Here is a 17,634-nt window from a genome sequence, read left to right as displayed (position 1 = left end):
CGACTGCTCTCCGTAACGGCGTGTCTGAGACACCCCACCCCTATCACTCCCCGTCACCACCCCACGCGGGGCCGCGGATGCGGTCGGATCGTGGACTTCGCGTTAGCCGGTGGATTTTCGTCACCGGTGACGAAAATCCACCGGACAGCGTCGCTGCAGTCGCACCATGCCCTGCACACTGAACCCACTCAACGCGCCCGCCCAGGCCCCGTTCCATCGACTGAACGGACCTTGCCCCCGGAAATCGAAGTCCAGCGACACACTCGCCCCACTCAAGTAGCGGCAGCAAGGTGAACCCAGCGGGCGAGCGCACAGTGGGTTCACTCGGCGCCGACTTTCCTCCCCAGACCGGTCCGGGGGGACCCGCACCACCTGGGCCGGCTTGTCGGGAGGATCCGCCTCCCTGAGCGAACCGGGGATCCACCTCGCCCACTGTCATCTGGAGGGGTATCCATTGAAATGGCCCCTTCTCCCCTCGAATTTTCAGGGGAGAAGGGACCATTTCGGGGGTTATCCGTTCAAATTTCGGCCGACCGCCCAGCCGGCTACTGCACCGAGAGGATTGTGAAGCCGAAGGCGGGGAGGTGGACCTGGTACGTCGAGCCTGTGATGGGCGGGGCTGGTTTGGATTCGACGAGATCTGTCGGGGTCTGGGAGGAGGCGATGCCGGTGCCGGTCAGGTCGACCGTGATGGTCTGGGCGGTGTTGCGGAAGTTGAGCAGCACCAGGGCCTTCGCCGTACCGTCCTTGTTGAGGCGTTTGTAGGCGTAGTACTTGTGGTCGTCGTTGGTCGGGATCCGGACGCGCAGACCCAGCGGCGCCAGCGCCGGCGAGGCGTTCTGCGCGCGCATCAGCTTGTCGAGCATCGCGCGCTGCTCCGGCGTCCAATCGGGGATCTCCTGCTCGTGCGGGAGGATCGTGTAGTAGTCGTTGTGCAGGTAGAACAGGGTGCCCATCGAGGTGAGCATCGCGATCTCCAGCAGCCTGGGTTCGACCGGATAGTTCACCCGGCCCCAGTTCGGCGCGGTCTGGGTGATGCCGCCGGCGTTCACCATCAGGTCGCGGTAGTTCTTCAGCGTGTCCTCGAGACCGCTCGGATCACCCGAGTCGATGGCGCTGAGGATCGCGCTGCTCCCCTGGCCCGGCGGGATACCCCACTGGGTGATCTGGTAGTCCTGCAGGCTGTTGTAGTGCCAGTCGTAGATGTACCCGGGCTCGCGGACACCTTCGCCGTTCATGAACGGGTCGTAGTTCCGGAGTACGTCGGTGATCGCGTAGTTGTTCTTCTCGACGGTCGAGGTGTGGTAGACGTTCGGCGCATCGAGCGCGATCCCGTCGACGCCCTTGTCCATCCAGAATCGTAGGTAGTGCCGGGCCTTGTCGAGCCAGGCCTGACTCGAGTAGTTGAACGACGGCGCCTTCTTGTCCCACGTCCCCCAGTAGTAGCCCTGCGCACGCTCGCTGTAGTGCCACTTCTCCGGGTACTCCCCCGGCTGCTTGCGGATGTCGAACCAGGAACGCTCGGCACTCTCGACACCGTTACGGAAGTCGTCCTCGGCCTTCTGGAAGTACGGCGAGTTGACCGACGCGTAGCCGGGATTCGTGAAGATGATGACCTTCAACCCACGTGCATGAGCAGCCGCCAGCAGTTCCTCGAAGTCCTGCATGGTGCCGATCTCCGGGTCGATCTTGTAGAGGTCCATCACCGGCAGACCGGCCCAGAGATCGCGGTCGCCGTCGTTGACCGGTGAGAGCTCGATCGCGCGGAACCCCCGAGCCTTCAGGGAATCGAGCTGGGCGGTGATCGCATCCAGCCGAAGCTGCTGCCAGATCGGGTAGAACCGCATCACGCCCGAGCGGTCCTCCCACCACTTGGTCGTCACCGGTTCACCGGAGCCGAAGACCTTGAGCTCCTGACTGCAGGCCCAGTGCCCGGCGCCGCTACCGAGCACAGTGAGTTTGATGTAGCGATAGGTGCCAGTGACATCCTGCCCGAAGACGCGGCCGGTTTCGTCCTTGTCCATCAGGGTTTGCCAGCTGCTCTTGTCGCGCGACCCCTCGACCCGGAACTTCCAGCGGTCGTTGTCGACGAACGACTGCTCGATCCGGCTGACCGCAATATCGTTGCCCAGGTCAAGCATCAGCCACTGCGGCAGATCCGGCTTCTCCGCACCCCAGTACGTCGCGGGGTCGCCGTCGACCGCCTTGAACGGTTCGTAGCCGGGGCCGAGTGAGGACGACGTGGCCGACACACCACGAGCGAGATTGCGCGGCTCGTCGTCGTACCCGTTGACGGCGAACTCGCTACTGCCGGCCCAGCGACCGGCGACCGAACCAGTGACCGTCAACCGCACATACCGATAGGAACCGGTCACCGCCTGCGTGAACACGTGACCGCGAGCACCCGCACGCCGATCCAGCAACGCCGTCCAGCCGTTCCCGTCGACGCTCCCTTCGATCAGGAACGAATGGGTGTCCACATCCTTGAAACTCTGCTCGACCGACGTCAGCTGACGAACGCGACCGAGGTCCACCCGCAACCACTTCGGCAGCGCGCCGTTCGAGGCGGCCCAGTACGTCGAACTGTTGCCGTCGATCGCCTTCCCAGGCTCGAACTTGGTGAGACTGTCACTCGCGGTCGCAGTGGCTCCGACCGCGAGATTCCGCACCGTCTGATTCGGCGCAGCACCTCCGACCGAGACACCTTCCGCGGGGACGACCAGAGCCGTCGTACCGATAACACCTGCCAGAACCAGGGCGGCGATTCTCCGCATGAGCACTCCCTCCGTGCCCGGCAACCGTCGCACGGGCGCATACCCGTCGCACCCTGTTCAACGCACGTCAAACTCTTCCCCCAGACGGGGGATCCCCTCGCTTCCCCCATCCGGGTGAGCCGCTTATTCGGTGCAGTCGATGGCGGGGTCTTCGCACTCCGCGGCTGGGCAGGCCGGGGTGGGGATGCCCTGCAGGACGCGCTCGAACAGTGTGGTGAGCTGCTGCTGCTCGTCGATGCTCAGGTGGTCGAAGAAGTACGTCCGGACTGCCGCGACGTGATCCGGCGCGGCCGCTTCGACGGCCTTCCGGCCGAGGTCGGTCAGGCGGACCATCGAGCCTCGGGCATCCGACGTACATTCCTCGCGGCTGACCAGCCCGCGCTTCTCCATCCGGCTGACCTGGTGCGACAGCCGGCTCCGCTCCCACCCGACCGAGCGGCCGAGATCGCGGGTCCGCAGGACGCCACCCTCGGCGATGGAAAGCGGGTGTAGCAGGGCGTAGTCGGCTCCGGACAGGCCGGAGTTGCTGATCAGCCGGCCTTCCAGGACCCGGTTCAACTCACGCTGCGTGTCACGGTACGCCTGCCACAGCTGCGCCTCGCGCGCGTCCAGCCAGCGTGGTTCCGTCATCGGACCAGTGTACGGACATCTGTTGACATATCACCGAGTCCGCGGGTCAAGGGGTGCGCGAGAGGGCAACGGCGAGGCCGACGGTGGCTGCCATCAGGATCAGTTCGCCTACCGCTAGTCGTCGGAATGCGGCGGGGTTGCCCGTGGCTAACGTCGGCAAGGTGGATTGCCTGTGCCGCCAACCCACGAAGACGAGCGCTGCGAAGGCAATCGCCTTGGCGAAGACGAGAGCGCCGTACCCGGTCGTCACCCATTGGGTGATCAAGCCCCAGCCGTCGTCCCGGCCGCCTAGGTGGATCTCGGCTGTGAGTAGTCCGGTGAGGCCGATGGTGATGGCGCAGGCGAGGGCGAGGGTGCTGAACCGTTCGACGGCGGCGCGGGTGCGGGCATAGCGCAGTACGGCGAACAGTCCGCCGATCCACGCGGTTGCCGCGAACACGTGCAGGACGAGCGAGGTGGTAGCTGTGACCGACCAGATCGTCGCTCGCTCGATCGCGCCGTGGCCGGTCAGCAAGGGCGGGATGAGCGCCAGCGCGGTCAGCCCGAGCGCGATGCGGGCGCCACGGACGGTTCGCACGCCGCTGAGGACGACGGCCAGGACTGCGGTCAGTACGACGGAGATCGCGAGTGCGCGTACTTGGATCAGCTCCCCGGCCATTGATGCATGGTCGGCGAGATATGAGACGGGGATCCCGAGGATGACCGCGGCTGACGCGATCAGTCCGCCGATGCTCGCCACGGCCCAGACGCCGGCCGCGATCGCGGCATCCTGACAAGCCCGCACCACATCACTTGCCGGAAGCAACAAAACAGCAGTCAGTACGGCGCTCGCCACCCAGATCGCCGCGCCATCAGCCAGCAACCGAAACCCCGGAACCGACCACCCCAAAGGCAACCCAGCCCCCAGCAAACCCTCAGGAGCCCGTTCCGGAGCCCCACCCGCAAGCACCAAAGCAACCACCAGTACGACGACCCCTGCCGCAATCCCTCCGGCGACCACCCTCAGGTGCGCGCCACGCGATTGCACCCCCACCGCCTCCGGATCCGAAGGGACATTGGAGGGAGGAGACGTCGCAGGAGCCTGCCCTCCAGGTCGGGGTTCTGTGTTGTGGTTCATCGGGCTGGGCGGCGGCGGACGATCACAATGGCGAGGGCTACGACGACCAGCATCACCAGGCACATCGCCACGACTGTGACTGTGTTGGAGTTGTTGGGCGGTTGGTTGGTGGTGGGGTCTACCGGGGGTGCGTCGGGGGCGTGGCCGGCGTGGGTGATGGTGAAGCCGGCACTGACGGTGATGGGGTGGCCGTCGGCGGAGACCACGCGGGCTTCTACCTGGTAGCGGCCGGCTTCGATCATGGCGCCGACTGGCTGGGTGACGGTTTTGTCCAGGACCTGGGGGTTGCCGGTGGCAACGTTCACGCCGGCCGGGGACTTGACCTGGATCTGGGTGCCGTTGCTGCCGACCGGCTCGTTGAAGGTGAGCACGACCTTGGTCGGCGGGGCGGGCATCGAGGAACCGTCGGCCGGTGTCATCGACTCGAGTTTGGCGTGCGCCGCCGCCGGCCCGGTGGAGACCACCAGGGCCAGCAGCGACACGACGAGGAGAGCGGTGAGACGGCGCACGACTACGACTGCACCTTCTTGCGCGGCCGCAGCCCGAGGCCGAGCCCGATCAGCCCGAGCAGCAGGCCCGCGCCGCCGAGACCACGAGCCAGCGGATCGGACGAACCCTTCTCGGTATCGGTGGCCGCAGCGACCGGCGTGATCGCAGCGGCCAGCTTCAGCACCGGCGCGGGGTGCTCGGGCGCCTCGGCACCCTCGGTCCGCGGGGCGTCCCACTTGACCACCTCACCGTCGCTGTAGGTCTGGACAGCCGGGAAGTTCAGCGAGTCCACCTTCTCAGGCAACCGCCCGACCGACAGCCCGAACTCGTCGAAGTCGTTCGCCGGAATCCCACCCTTCAACGCGGTCCAGGTCACCGTGGTGATCGCCTCGGACAGCGTGACATCACCGACCTTCACCGGCGCAGCCAGCTTCTCGGTGGTCTTCTCGACCTTCCAACCATCCTTCACCTGCGCACCGACATGCGCGAACGGATGATCCTTCGGCAGCGAAACGACCAGCTTGGTAGTGGTCGTGGTGTCGGATTCGGTCGGCACCCGGAAGACGAGCTTCGCGTACCCACCGGGCTTGGCATCGGGCGACGACACGGTGACATGAGCCGACGCGGAACCGGACGCACCGGCCAGCACCAGCGTGGACGCCGCAACAATCGCGCCGGCCCGCAAGAAAATCTTCTTGGACATGGCAGTAAGAACCTTTCGTGATCACACGGGGCGGACCCGACCACGAAAGACGCGGCCGGTCAGAGCAGAACTGGATCCACTCCGACCACCGGCGGTCCCCGCCGCGACACGTTCGATCCGACCCAGCGCCGTACGATCCGCGGCGCCGACACCACAACGACCGGTACGGCGCTCGACACCCGCACGACTGTGATCACCGGAACCACCGGCCACAACCGAGCGAGGATCCCGGCCACCCGCCGGCCCCACTCGTGAGCCCGCCCGACCGCCAGCACCCCAGCGCTCAACGCGGCCAGGTGCGTGAACGTCATCAGCACGCTGCCGCCCATCCCGGACGACATCGGCATCGGATGGTGGGCCGCATCCAGCGTCACGTGCACGAACAACTGCACACCGGCCAGTACGACGGCCACCAGCACCGGCTCATCCGCCAGGTACTCCCCCAGCAGCCAGCAGACACCCGTCAACGCCAGCAACGGCGCCACCATCGCGAGCGGAATCGGACCGCCACCCGCCAGCGCGTGACCGACCACCGCGACCACGACACTGAGCGCCGCGACCACGGACGTCGTACCGGCTTGCGCGCGCACGTGTCCTCCCTCACCGGCCTAATGAAACAACTCTACGTTTTAGCCGGGGGCAGTGGTTCGCTCAGTGCGTGGCGGCGAATTTCAGCACCACGTCGCGGAAGATCCCGGGCTCCTCGACGTGACCGAAGTGCCCGCTCTCCTGCAACACGACCAGCTCCGCGCCGGGGATCCCGTCGGCCAGCTCCTGGGCCGAGTTCAGCGGGCAGATGAAGTCCGCGACCCCGACGATCACCAGCGTCGGTACGGCGATCTCGCCCAGCCGCGGGCGGATGTCCCACTGGTCGGCCTTGCGGTCCGGATCGACCGTGATGTCGACCAGCTTCTTCCACTCGGTGAGCTGCGGATCGATCGCCTCGAAGTCCTTGAAGTAGACCGGCAGCAGCCGCCCAAGGACGTCGAGCTCCTCGTCGTGCCCGCGCGGTGATTCATTCCACGCGGCCAGCACCTGAGCGGCCAGGGCATCACCCTCCGGCCGGGAGGCGACGTACTTCTCGATGTTGGCGAACGCCTGGGCGCCGAGCTCCGGCCCGCTGAACGCCATCGAGTCGTAGACGATCACGCCGTTCAGCCGCTCGGGGAAGTCCAGCGCGGTCTGCAGCGCCACGAATCCGCCGTGCGAATGCCCGAGCAGGAAGACCTTGGACTCCCCGAGGTGCTCGGCCAGTTTGTCGACGAACGACGCGTAGACCTGCACCGAGTAGTTGCCGCCCGGCAGCAGGTCGGAACTCCCCGTGCCGACCGGCTCGAGGTAGACCATCGTCAGCCGGTCCTCGAGGTACGGCATCCGCAGGTACGGCCAGTGGACACCAGGTCCGCCCGAATGGGCAATACAGACCGGTCCGGTCCCGTGGACGTGATAAGTGACCCGCACGCCGTCGACCATGAATTCAGGCACAGAAGAAAGTGTGCCGCATCGTGCAACCTGCGTGGCCGCCCACCACGTTTCGTGCTTATGGGTGGGGAAGGCAGAGCATGAGAAGTGCTGACGAGCAGGACTACGTGGACTTCGTGCGCCATCAAGCCAACGCTCTGTGCCGGACCGCCTACCTGCTGTGCGGGGACTGGCGGCGGGCCGAGGACGCGACCCAGGAAGCACTGATCCGGCTGTACCGGATCTGGGGCCGTATCCAGCGCAAGGGCAGCGTCGGCGCGTACGCCCGCAAGGTGGTCGTCTCAACCACCATGGACGGGCTGCGCCGCAAATCCAGTCAGGAGGTGGTCGGCGGTGACACCTACTTCACGGCTGAGCAGGACACCTCCGACCCCCTCGGCGTACTGGAGAACAGGCTCGTGATCACCCAGGCTCTCGCCTCCCTGCCACCCCGCCAGCGTGCATGCGTCGTACTGCGGTACTTCGACGAACTGTCCGTCGAAGAGACCGCCCTGGCCCTCGACTGTCGTCCCGGAACAGTCAAGAGCCAGACCCTGCGTGCGCTGGAGAAGCTGCGCGAAAATCCCGCACTGGCCCATTTCTCCGAACTCGCCGGGGTTGGGAGGCTGACATGACCAAGGAACTCAAGGCCCTGATGGAGCGCGAGAGCGATCGCGCCGACAACTACTTCACGCTGGATCCGGAGGCGATCCTGGCCGCCGGCCGCCGCCGCAGCCGGGTTCGCACCCTCGGGGTCGCGGCCACTTTGCTGACGGTGCTCGTCGTGCTGACCGCCGGGACCAGCCTGGTCCTGCAGGAGCGCGAGGCCCCGGTTGCCGGTCTGCCGAGCCGGCCGCAGGACGCCTACAAGCAGTGCGACACGTCGAGCGGTCGCCGGCTGGGGAAGGAATCCTGGACCTGGCCGGAGGTCAGGAATGCGATCGACGACTACGGCTCCGCGTCCTTGCGACGTGACCCTGACGACCCGGGCCAGGTGGCGTACTGCGTCACCCAGCCCGACGTACCGGTCGGATTCCTCCCGCTCGCCCAGCAGAAGGGGATCGTCGTCCGGGTGACCCCGATCGACACCAAGACCAGGGTGGTCACGGTGGCCGGCCGGACCTACGTCAGCGACGGCGGGACGGTTCTGGTCGCCGTCGGCGGCGTCGGCGAGCGGCTCCTCCCCTCGACCCTCAACACCAGGTTCGCCGACTCCGCCGCGACCGCTTCGGTCGGTGAAGCCGGCATCACCGGCACGTACTACCTCTACCGGACCGTCCAGCACGCCCCGTGGCCCGGGCCGCAGCCCGAGGTGAGCGTGGCGTCGTACCAGCCGAACGGGTACATGATCAGCTTCGGGACCTGGTGATCGCGCCAGACATCCGATGTCAGGGATGATGGCGGCATGCATGTGCCGGTTCTGGAGGTCGGGGGAAGTCACGTCACCGCGGCGGTGGTAGCGCCGGACGGGTGGCGGGTCGAAGTGGTGGATCGGATCGATCTGGCTTCCCAGCAGGCGGCCGAGGCGGTGGTCGGGCAGCTGGCAGCAGCCGCCCGCAAGCTGCCGACGCTCGACGGGCTGGCGATCGCGATCCCCGGGCCGTTCGACTACGGCACCGGCGTGGGCTGGTACCAGGGGCAGACGAAGTTCGACGCGCTCTACGGCTTCCCCCTCGGCGACGCATTGCGCACCGAGCTCGACCTGGACCGGCTGGTGTTCGTGAACGACGCCGAGGCCTTCGCCGTCGGTGAGTGGACGGCCGGCCTGACCCGCGGCATCGAGCGCTGCGCAGGCGTCACAGTCGGGACAGGCATCGGTACGGCGTTCCTCGCGGACGGTCACGTGGTTCGTGAGGGCGGCACTGTCCCGCCCGGCGGTGAGCTCTACCGCACCGACTACGACGGACGCCCGCTGGAGGACTCGATCTCCGGCCGCGCCCTGCTGCAGCGCTACTTCGCCCGCACCGGCTCCGACGAGCCCGGCCTCGGCGTGAAGGAGGTCGCCGACCGCGCCCGCGCCGGCGAACAGGCCGCCTCCGAATCCCTCCGCGACGGCTTCGCCGTACTGGCCGAGGCCCTAACCCCCTGGATCGACCGCTTCCAGGTAACCCGCACGGTCCTGGGCGGTTCCATCTCCGGCGCCTTCGACCTGGTCCACGACGTCTTCCCCTTCGACGTCGTAGCCACCCCAGACACCGAACACGCCGCCATCATCGGCACCGCCGCCCACTCCCTCCGCACCCCCTGACCAGCCCCATTCGGGAAACGTCTGGTGGGCGCCGGCCACGGCGGCCGCCATCTGATGGGTTCCCCCATCAGATGGTGGGTTCTGCACCCGCATGCGAGTACAGAACCCACAACCTCGTGGGTCAACCCATCAACTGCGGATGGGGTGTCGGTGGGGGCGGTTAGGGTCCGGGGATGGCTGCTCGGAAGATTGCCGGACCTCGGGTGCGGGCTCAGTTGGATTCGATTCTGCCCACGGAGATCGAGGATGAGACTCGGTTGCTGGATCTGGGGTTGGAGGATGTGGATCTGAGCGATCTGGAGGCCGAGCATCTGGAGATCGGGGGGTGCCGGCTGACGCGGAGCAAGCTGGCCGGGTCGGATCTGGAGAAGCTGATTCTGGTGGACAGCGAGCTGCTGCACTGTGATGTGGCGAACGCCCGGTGGTCGGATGCGGCGGTGACGCGGGTCGCGATCGTCTCCTCGCGGATGACCGGGTTCGCGGGACCGGGGATGAGCCTGCAGCACACGACAGTGCGGGACAGCCTGCTCGACTACGCGTCGTTCCGGTTCGCGAAGTTCCAGAAGGTCGAGCTGTCCGACTGCCGGCTGCAGAACGCGGACTTCGTGTCGGCGGACCTGAGCGGCGCGGTCTTCCGGCAGTGTGATCTGAGCGGAGCGGAGTTCTCCCAGGTCAAGGCCGCCGGAGCGCTCTTCGTGGACTGCACCTGGGACGGCGCCAAGGGGCTGTCCTTCCTGGCCGGCGCCACCGTGGCCGCCTCCTCCCCCATCGACACCCTGACTTTCGCCACCGCAGTCACCACCGCAGCCGGAATCACGCTCACCCACCCAGATGAGGTGGAGTGAGCCTGCCCACGTGCAGGCAGACCCGGACTGAGCGCCCATTAAGGTGGGGGCTGTGACTGACTCGACGATCATCTACACCCACACCGACGAGGCGCCCGCGCTGGCGACGTACTCGTTCCTTCCCGTGATCCAGGCGTACGCCGGGCAGGCCGGTGTCGGGGTCGAGACCCGCGACATCTCGCTGGCGGGCCGGATCATCGCCCTCTTCGGCGAGTTCCTGACCGAGGACCAGCGGATCGCGGACGCGCTGGCCGAGCTCGGTGAACTGGCCAAGACGCCGGAAGCCAACATCATCAAGCTGCCGAACGTCTCCGCCTCGATCCCGCAGCTGAAGACCGCGATCACCGAGCTGCAGGCCCAGGGCTACGCGCTGCCGGACTACCCGGACGAGCCGAAGACCGACGAGGAGCGCGAGATCCAGGCGCGCTACGACAAGGTCAAGGGCTCCGCGGTCAACCCGGTGCTGCGCGAGGGCAACTCCGACCGCCGCGCCCCTGCCTCGGTCAAGAACTACGCCAAGACCCACCCGCACCGGATGGGCGCCTGGAGCTCGGACTCCAAGACCAACGTCGCCACCATGGGTGAGAACGACTTCCGTTCCACCGAGAAGTCGACCGTGATCGAGGCCGACGGTTCGCTGCGGATCGAGCACGTCGCCGCCGACGGTACGACGACGGTACTGCGCGAGTCGGTCCCGGTCCTGGCCGGTGAGGTCGTCGACTCGTCCGTCATGCACGTGGCCGCGCTGCGCGAGTTCCTGACCGCCAAGGTCGCCCAGGCGAAGGCGGACGACGTCCTGTTCTCGCTGCACCTGAAGGCCACGATGATGAAGGTCTCCGACCCGATCGTCTTCGGCCACGCGGTCCGCGCCTTCTTCCCGAAGACCTTCGCTCAGTACGGCGAGACGCTGGCGAAGGCCGGCCTGACTCCGAACGACGGTCTCGGCGGCATCCTGGCCGGCCTGGCGAACCTCCCCGAGGGTGACGCGATCAAGGCCTCGTTCGACGCCGAGCTCGCCGACGGACCGAAGCTCGCGATGGTCGACTCCGACAAGGGCATCACCAACCTGCACGTGCCGTCCGACGTGATCGTGGACGCCTCGATGCCGGCCATGATCCGCAGCTCGGGCCACATGTGGGGGCCGGACGGCGCCGAGGCCGACACCCTCGCCGTACTGCCGGACAGCAGCTACGCCGGCATCTACCAGGTCGTCCTGGACGACTGCCGTGAGCACGGCGCCTTCGACCCGGCCACGATGGGCTCGGTGCCGAACGTCGGTCTGATGGCCCAGAAGGCCGAGGAATACGGCTCGCACGACAAGACCTTCGAGCTCGCGGCCGCCGGTTCGGTGCGGTTGGTCGACGCCGACGGAAACGTCGTACTGGAGCAGGACGTCGAGGCCGGCGACATCTTCCGCGCCTGCCAGACCAAGGACGACCCGATCCGCGACTGGGTGAAGCTGGCCGTCACCCGGGCCCGCGCGACCGGCGACCCGGCGGTCTTCTGGCTGGACGAGACCCGCGCCCACGACGCTCAGATCATCACCAAGGTCACCAAGTACCTGACCGAGCACGACACCGAGGGCCTGGACCTGAAGATCCTGGCGCCGGTGGAGGCGATCAAGGTCTCGCTGGACCGGATCCGCCGCGGCGAGAACACCATCTCGGTGACCGGCAACGTGCTGCGTGACTACCTGACCGACCTGTTCCCGATCCTCGAGCTGGGGACCAGCGCGAAGATGCTGTCCGTCGTCCCGCTGATGGCCGGTGGCGGTCTGTTCGAGACCGGCGCGGGCGGCTCGGCGCCGAAGCACGTGCAGCAGCTGGTCAAGGAGAACTACCTGCGCTGGGACAGCCTGGGTGAATTCTTCGCCCTGGCCGCGAGCTTCGAGCACCTGGCCCAGGCGACCGGCAACGCCAAGGCGCAGATCCTCGCCGACACCCTCGACCGGGCCACCGCGACCTTCCTGAACGAGGACAAGTCGCCGACCCGTCGCGTCGGCGGGATCGACAACCGCGGCAGCCACTTCTTCCTGTCCCTGTACTGGGCGCAGGAGCTGGCCGCGCAGACGGACGACACCGAGCTCGCCGCCCTGTTCACCAAGCACGCAGAGACCCTGGCTGCCAACGAGCAGACCATCGTCGACGAACTGATCGCCGTACAGGGCTCGCCCGCCGACCTCGGCGGCTACTACCAGCCCGACCCGGCCAAGGCCGCTGCGATCATGCGCCCCTCGAAGACCTGGAACGACGCGCTCGCCTCTTTGTAAGAATCCGTCCAGCAAGAGCCCGGCATCCTTCGGGGAGCCGGGCTTTTGCATGCCGGAGCGGACCTCCGCCACTCACCAACCCGCTCCTGGCCGATCTGGGCCGGTCGTGCTGAGCGTGAACCCAGCTCACCGCGCGGAGTTGGTGAGTGTGGGCGGTCCGCCCCCTCCCCGGGTCACCCATTCAGCAGGGTGCCTTCAGCCGATACGCCACAACCAGCAGCCCTGCCTCGAGTGTGAGGAGAATGCCGCAGCCCGGCATCCTTCGGGGAGCCGGGCGTTCGCATGCTCTGAGGTCTTACGAAGGGACTTGCTTGCCAACTACTCTCGGTAACTCGAAGGGGGGATGTTGAATGAGATACGGACGTGAGGATGAGGACTGGGATCTGATGGTCAAGGAAGGCCAACGATTTCTCATCGAGCTGGCTCAGCTGGGTAGACCAACCTCGTACACGGAGTTCAATGCCGTGCTGGCCCAGCGAACCGGCCTCCGCCGGTTCGACTTCGATCAGCAACCGGAGCGAGCGGCCATCGGGCAACTGCTCGGCGAGATCGTCGACAACACTCGTGGGAACAGCGGCGTCATGCTGTCCGCTTTGGTGCAGTATCTCGGCGCGAACGATGCCGGGCCCGGCTTCTACAAGTTGGCCGTGCAACTAGGTCTGCTTGAGAAGCATGCGAGTGCGGCAACCAGAGATCGCTTCTGGATCGAGCAGGTCAAGCTGACCTATCAGGAGTTCGGCAGCAAATGACTGCTGTTGCTCTTCTTAAGGCGAGCTAAGGATGCCTTGAGTGCTGTTGCCGCCACTTTCCGTTGCCCGGAGAGTGGCGGCAACTTCATGTTCGAGGAGGCATCGTGGATTCACGGCGAGTCGTCAGCAACATCTTCAAAGGCTCAATGGGCAACCTGGTCGAGTGGTACGACTGGTACGTCTACACGGCGTTCGCGTTGTACTTCGCCCCGGTCTTCTTCCCCAAGGGCGACGCGACCAGCCAACTGCTGAACACCGCGGGTGTGTTCGCGGTCGGCTTCCTGATGCGGCCGGTGGGCAGCTTCCTGCTCGGCCGGTACGCCGATCGGCACGGCAGGCGGGCCGCTCTGACTTTGTCGGTGACCCTGATGGCGACCGGCTCGCTGGTGATCGCCTGTACGCCGGGGTTCGCGTCCATCGGTCTTGCCGCTCCGGTGCTGCTGGTGACAGCACGGTTGCTGCAGGGCCTGTCGGTGGGTGGTGAGTACGGGACCTCGGCGACGTACATGTCCGAGGTCGCGACCGACAGCCGGCGCGGGTTCTTCTCCAGCTTCCAGTACGTGACGCTGGCCTCCGGTCAGCTGGTGGCGCTCGCCGTACAGATCGCGTTGCAGCAGACGCTGTCGAAGGAGGACCTGGCGGCCTGGGGCTGGCGGATCCCGTTCGTAATCGGAGCCGTGGCCGCGGTGATCGTGTTCTGGTTGCGGCGGACGATGGACGAGTCGGCCGAGTTCGAAGCCCAGCCGAAGAACCGCGCCTTCAAGCAGGGTTCGCTGCGGGAGCTGGCCAAGCACCCGCGCGCGGTGCTCACGGTCGTGGGGCTGACGCTCGGTGGCACGGTCGCGTTCTACACGTTCACGACGTACCTGCAGAAGTTCATGGTGAACACGACCGGGCTGGAGAAGTCGCAGGTCACCTGGATCAACTTCCTTGCCCTGCTGATCTTCGTGATGCTCCAGCCGCTCGGCGGGATGCTCTCGGACAAGGTCGGCCGCCGGCCGCTGCTGATCTTCTTCGGCATCGGCGCCACGCTGCTCACCGTGCCCATCCTCACCGCCCTCGAGGATGCGACACCGGTGACCGCGTTCCTGCTGATGCTGGCCGGGCTGGTGATCGTCAGCGGGTACACCTCGATCAACGCGATCGTGAAGGCCGAGCTGTTCCCGACGGCGATCCGCGCACTCGGCGTCGGCATGCCGTACGGCGTCACGGTGGCGCTCTTCGGCGGTACGGCGGAGTACGTCGCGCTGTGGCTCAAGGACGCCGGGCACGAGTCGTCGTTCTACTACTACGTGAGCGGCTGCGCGCTGGTCAGCCTGATCGTCTACCTGACCATGTCCGAAACGCGCGGTCGGATGAAGGCTCAGCACTCCACTGCGCGCCCGGTGGGCCGGCCGCGGACGCCGACGGCACAATGACCCAATGCGCACACTCATCGCCGAGGACGACGAAACGCTCGGTCGTTCGCTCCGGGATGTGCTGAGCGCCAACGGTCACGAGGTCACGCTGGTCGGCCGCGGGGAAGACGTCCTGCTTCGGCACGCGGAGGCCCAGGTCATCCTGCTCGACCTGGGCCTGCCGGACATCGATGGTCTCGAGGTACTGCGCAAACTCCGCCGGGTCGACGACGTGGTGGTGATCGTGCTGACCGCCCGCGACGACGAACGGTCCGTCGTACTGGCCTTGCGGCTCGGCGCTGACGACTACCTGACCAAACCGGTCCGGCTGGCCGAACTGCTGGCCCGGATCGAGGCCTCGGCCCGGCGCTACCGACGGTCGGCTCCGGACGGTACGGCGTACGAGGCGGGCGGGCTGCGGATCGACTTCGGGCTGCGGGAGGTGACGCTGGACGGTTCGGTGATCCACCTGACGCCGATCGAGTTCGACGTGCTGGCCGCGTTGGCCCGGCGGGCCGGGACTGCAGTTAGCCGGGAGGTGATTCAGGACGAGGTCTGGGGGGACGCGTTCGTCACCAAGTCGAAGGCGCTGGACGTGCATCTGCATCAGCTCCGCGGGAAGCTCGGCCGGCCGGTGATCACCACGATCCGGCGCTTCGGGTATCGGCTCGAACCATGAGAGCCCGGCTGATGGGGGTGCTTGCGGTCGTCTCGTTCATTCTGCTCGCGGCGCTCGTGATTCCCTTCCTGGACTCGGTTTCGGACACTCGCACGCAGGCTCTGCAACTCGCTCGGAGCGCCACGCTCGCCCGGTTCGCCGGGTTGGCCGGGCGGGCTGCGGCCGATGGTGACTACAGCGGGGTGCGGTTGGAGGCTGAGCGACACCAGGAGCTGTACGACGAGGCCGTCCTGATCACCGATGCTTCCGGGCACGTGATGGTGTCGACCGGCGGCATCACGATGGCGTCGCCCGGCGTGGGTCCCGTTGCGGAGTTGGCGGCTCGGGACTTGCCGCAGCTCACCATCGACACGCTGCGACCGTGGACCTCGGCCCGGACGCTGATTGCGGCACCGGTCGGTTCGCCGCAAGAGCCTGCCGGTGCGGTCGTACTGGCGGTCGACGCGCGGGCCGCTCTTGATGACGTGACGCGGTCGTGGGCGATCATCTGCGCGGCGGCCGTGGCTGCTCAGTTGTTGTTGCTGTTCATGGCGTCGAAGGCTTCTCGGTGGGTGATCCGGCCCGTGGGTCGGCTGGAGGACGCGGTCGTGGAGCTGGGGCGGTCGGGCGGGTGGAATCAGCCCCTGCAGGCGAGTGGCCCGCCTGAGTTGCGGCGGTTGGCACGATCGGTCGAGGTGATGGGCGCGACGGTTCAGCGGTCGATCGACGTACAGCGGCAGATGGTTGCCGACTCCTCCCATCAGCTCCGGAACCCGTTGGCGTCGTTGCGGTTGCGGGTGGATTCGCTGGACCCGGGAATTGCTGGGTTGGCTCATGTTCAGCACGATCTCGAGCGGTTGGAGAACGTGCTGGCTGGGCTGCTGAAGCTGGCCGCGATCGAGAGCCGCATCACCGACGGCTTGAGTGAGCCCACGAACGCAACCTGCCTGGTCGAGGCCGTCCTGCAAGAAGAGATCGACGCCTGGCAACCAACGGCCGCTGACATCACCCTGGAACTGCAGGCGACCGCCGGCCTGGTTGCCGCCGTCGACGACCACGATCTCGGCCAACTCGTCGGGGTTCTCCTCGACAACGCCATCAAGTACGCCGGCCCCGGCGCGCACGTGATCATCTCCTCATCCCGAGGTCCCGACGGCATCGTCGTACAGGTCTCCGACAATGGCCCCGGCATCCCGCCGAGCGAGTTACTTTTGGCCACTCAACGCTTCTGGCGCGGCCCCACCAAGACGTCGGGAACCGGCCTAGGCCTAGCCATAGCCGAACAAACCGCCCTAGCCATCGGCGGATCGTTGGAGCTGTCGGAGACCTCCCCGCACGGCCTCACCGCCACCATCAAGTTGCCGGAAGCAACATGAAAAGGCGAACGGTGCTTCTGGGTACAGCAGGTCTGGTACTGGCTGGATGTGGTCGGGGGCCGGCGGTTGATCGGTTGACGATTGCGGCTGGGGAGGTTGGTGGGTTTTATCTGGAGTTCGCACAGTTGCTGGCGATTCAGTTGCGGGTGGCGGGGGTTGCTCGGGAGGTGACGGTTCGGCAGACCGGCGGGAGTACGGACAACCTGCGGCTGCTCGCCGCGCGGGAGACCGATCTGGCTCTGAGCCTCGCGGACGCCATCACCTCCGGATCGTCCATCCGCGCACTGGGCCGCGTCTACGAGAACTACCTGCAGTGCGTGGTCCGCGCGGACAGCCCGTACAAGTCCTTGACCGACCTCGCCGGTACGACGATCTCCGCGGGTGCCGCCGGATCCGGGGCCGCCGTCACCGCGGCCCGGCTGCTCGCCGCGGCTCGGGTGGACTGCACCCAGGACCACCTCCCGCTCGAGAAGGCCGCCACCGCGCTCGCCGACAACCGGGTTGCCGCGATGTTCTGGTCCGGTGGCGTTCCGACCACCACGCTCGACAAGCTGAGCCGTCGTACCCCGATCCGGCTGCTGCCGCTCGGCGACTGGCTCGCCCCACTCCGCCGTACCTTCGGCTCGGTCTACCAGGACGTCCTCGTCCCGGCCGGTGTCTACAAGGCCCCCGGAGCGGTTGCTGTCCTCGGTATCCCCAACTTCCTGCTCTGCCGACCGGAACTGCCCACCGCCGTCGCCCGCGTGGTCACCAACACCCTCGTCCGGCAGGCCCGGTTGCTGGTCCCACCCTCCGCCGTCGGAGCGCAGTACCTGAATCTCCAGTCTTTGGTCGTCACCACGCCCATCCCACTACATTCCGGCGCAGCCGCGGAGTACCAGCACCTCTACGGCTAGCCTCCGAAGGACAGGATGTATC

At 66.9% G+C, this 17,634-nt stretch carries 17 protein-coding genes; 10 read left to right on the top strand and 7 right to left on the bottom strand.

Going from position 1 to position 17,634, the window contains the following annotated elements:
* Positions 1-545: 545 nt before the first annotated feature.
* The 7 genes from E1261_RS13220 to E1261_RS13190 all read right to left on the bottom strand — a co-directional run bounded on the left by E1261_RS13220 (position 546) and on the right by E1261_RS13190 (position 7,198).
* Positions 546-2,774, bottom strand: a complete 2,229-nt coding sequence (locus E1261_RS13220) for a discoidin domain-containing protein (RefSeq protein WP_132406310.1) — start codon at positions 2,772-2,774, stop codon at positions 546-548.
* A gap of 123 nt (positions 2,775-2,897) precedes the next feature.
* Positions 2,898-3,404, bottom strand: coding sequence for a MarR family winged helix-turn-helix transcriptional regulator (locus E1261_RS13215; RefSeq protein WP_132406308.1), 507 nt, complete (start codon positions 3,402-3,404; stop codon positions 2,898-2,900).
* 46 nt (positions 3,405-3,450) lie between these two features.
* Complete coding sequence (locus tag E1261_RS13210) at positions 3,451-4,431, bottom strand: copper resistance D family protein (RefSeq protein ID WP_238176188.1); 981 nt, start codon at positions 4,429-4,431, stop codon at positions 3,451-3,453.
* Between the two features lie 86 nt (positions 4,432-4,517).
* A complete protein-coding gene (locus E1261_RS13205; RefSeq protein WP_132406306.1) occupies positions 4,518-5,030 on the bottom strand; it encodes a copper resistance CopC family protein in 513 nt (170 codons plus the stop codon).
* 2 nt (positions 5,031-5,032) lie between these two features.
* Positions 5,033-5,713, bottom strand: a complete 681-nt coding sequence (locus E1261_RS13200) for a YcnI family copper-binding membrane protein (RefSeq protein WP_132406304.1) — start codon at positions 5,711-5,713, stop codon at positions 5,033-5,035.
* Positions 5,714-5,772: 59 nt separating this feature from the next.
* Complete coding sequence (locus E1261_RS13195) at positions 5,773-6,303, bottom strand: hypothetical protein (protein WP_132406302.1); 531 nt, start codon at positions 6,301-6,303, stop codon at positions 5,773-5,775.
* A 61-nt stretch (positions 6,304-6,364) separates the two neighbouring features.
* Positions 6,365-7,198 (bottom strand): alpha/beta fold hydrolase, encoded by an 834-nt coding sequence (locus tag E1261_RS13190; RefSeq protein WP_132406300.1) that lies wholly within the window; start codon positions 7,196-7,198, stop codon positions 6,365-6,367.
* 77 nt (positions 7,199-7,275) lie between these two features.
* Here E1261_RS13190 and E1261_RS13185 point away from each other — a divergent pair, with 77 nt between their 5' ends.
* The 10 genes from E1261_RS13185 to E1261_RS13140 all read left to right on the top strand — a co-directional run bounded on the left by E1261_RS13185 (position 7,276) and on the right by E1261_RS13140 (position 17,612).
* The gene (locus E1261_RS13185; RefSeq protein ID WP_132406298.1) at positions 7,276-7,809 is read left to right on the top strand and encodes a SigE family RNA polymerase sigma factor; all 534 of its coding nucleotides are present in this window, start codon (positions 7,276-7,278) and stop codon (positions 7,807-7,809) included.
* A complete protein-coding gene (locus E1261_RS13180) occupies positions 7,806-8,543 on the top strand; it encodes a hypothetical protein (protein WP_132406296.1) in 738 nt (245 codons plus the stop codon). Before E1261_RS13185 ends, E1261_RS13180 begins: the two co-directional genes overlap by 4 nt.
* 36 nt (positions 8,544-8,579) lie before the next feature.
* A complete protein-coding gene (locus E1261_RS13175; RefSeq protein WP_132406294.1) occupies positions 8,580-9,422 on the top strand; it encodes an ROK family protein in 843 nt (280 codons plus the stop codon).
* A gap of 173 nt (positions 9,423-9,595) precedes the next feature.
* The gene (locus tag E1261_RS13170) at positions 9,596-10,267 is read left to right on the top strand and encodes a pentapeptide repeat-containing protein (RefSeq protein WP_238176187.1); all 672 of its coding nucleotides are present in this window, start codon (positions 9,596-9,598) and stop codon (positions 10,265-10,267) included.
* A 52-nt stretch (positions 10,268-10,319) separates the two neighbouring features.
* Positions 10,320-12,536: an NADP-dependent isocitrate dehydrogenase gene (locus E1261_RS13165; protein WP_132406292.1), complete on the top strand. Its 2,217-nt coding sequence runs from the start codon at positions 10,320-10,322 to the stop codon at positions 12,534-12,536.
* Between the two features lie 350 nt (positions 12,537-12,886).
* Positions 12,887-13,285, top strand: coding sequence for a hypothetical protein (locus tag E1261_RS13160; RefSeq protein ID WP_202874661.1), 399 nt, complete (start codon positions 12,887-12,889; stop codon positions 13,283-13,285).
* A 104-nt stretch (positions 13,286-13,389) separates the two neighbouring features.
* Positions 13,390-14,703 carry an MFS transporter gene (locus E1261_RS13155; RefSeq protein ID WP_238176186.1) on the top strand — a complete coding sequence of 438 codons (1,314 nt, stop codon included), beginning with the start codon at positions 13,390-13,392 and terminating at the stop codon, positions 14,701-14,703.
* Positions 14,704-14,707: 4 nt separating this feature from the next.
* Positions 14,708-15,361, top strand: coding sequence for a response regulator transcription factor (locus tag E1261_RS13150; RefSeq protein ID WP_132406290.1), 654 nt, complete (start codon positions 14,708-14,710; stop codon positions 15,359-15,361).
* On the top strand, positions 15,358-16,716 hold the full coding sequence (locus E1261_RS13145) for a sensor histidine kinase (protein ID WP_132406288.1): 1,359 nt from the start codon (positions 15,358-15,360) through the stop codon (positions 16,714-16,716). The genes E1261_RS13150 and E1261_RS13145 overlap by 4 nt, the downstream gene beginning before the upstream one ends.
* Positions 16,713-17,612 carry a TAXI family TRAP transporter solute-binding subunit gene (locus E1261_RS13140; protein WP_132406286.1) on the top strand — a complete coding sequence of 300 codons (900 nt, stop codon included), beginning with the start codon at positions 16,713-16,715 and terminating at the stop codon, positions 17,610-17,612. The genes E1261_RS13145 and E1261_RS13140 overlap by 4 nt, the downstream gene beginning before the upstream one ends.
* Positions 17,613-17,634 lie beyond the last annotated feature (22 nt).

Source organism: Kribbella albertanoniae (genome assembly GCF_004348455.1).
Lineage (GTDB): Bacteria > Actinomycetota > Actinomycetes > Propionibacteriales > Kribbellaceae > Kribbella > Kribbella albertanoniae.
Note: the sequence above shows the minus strand (reverse complement) of the source record. Positions and strands in the feature narration are given on the sequence as shown.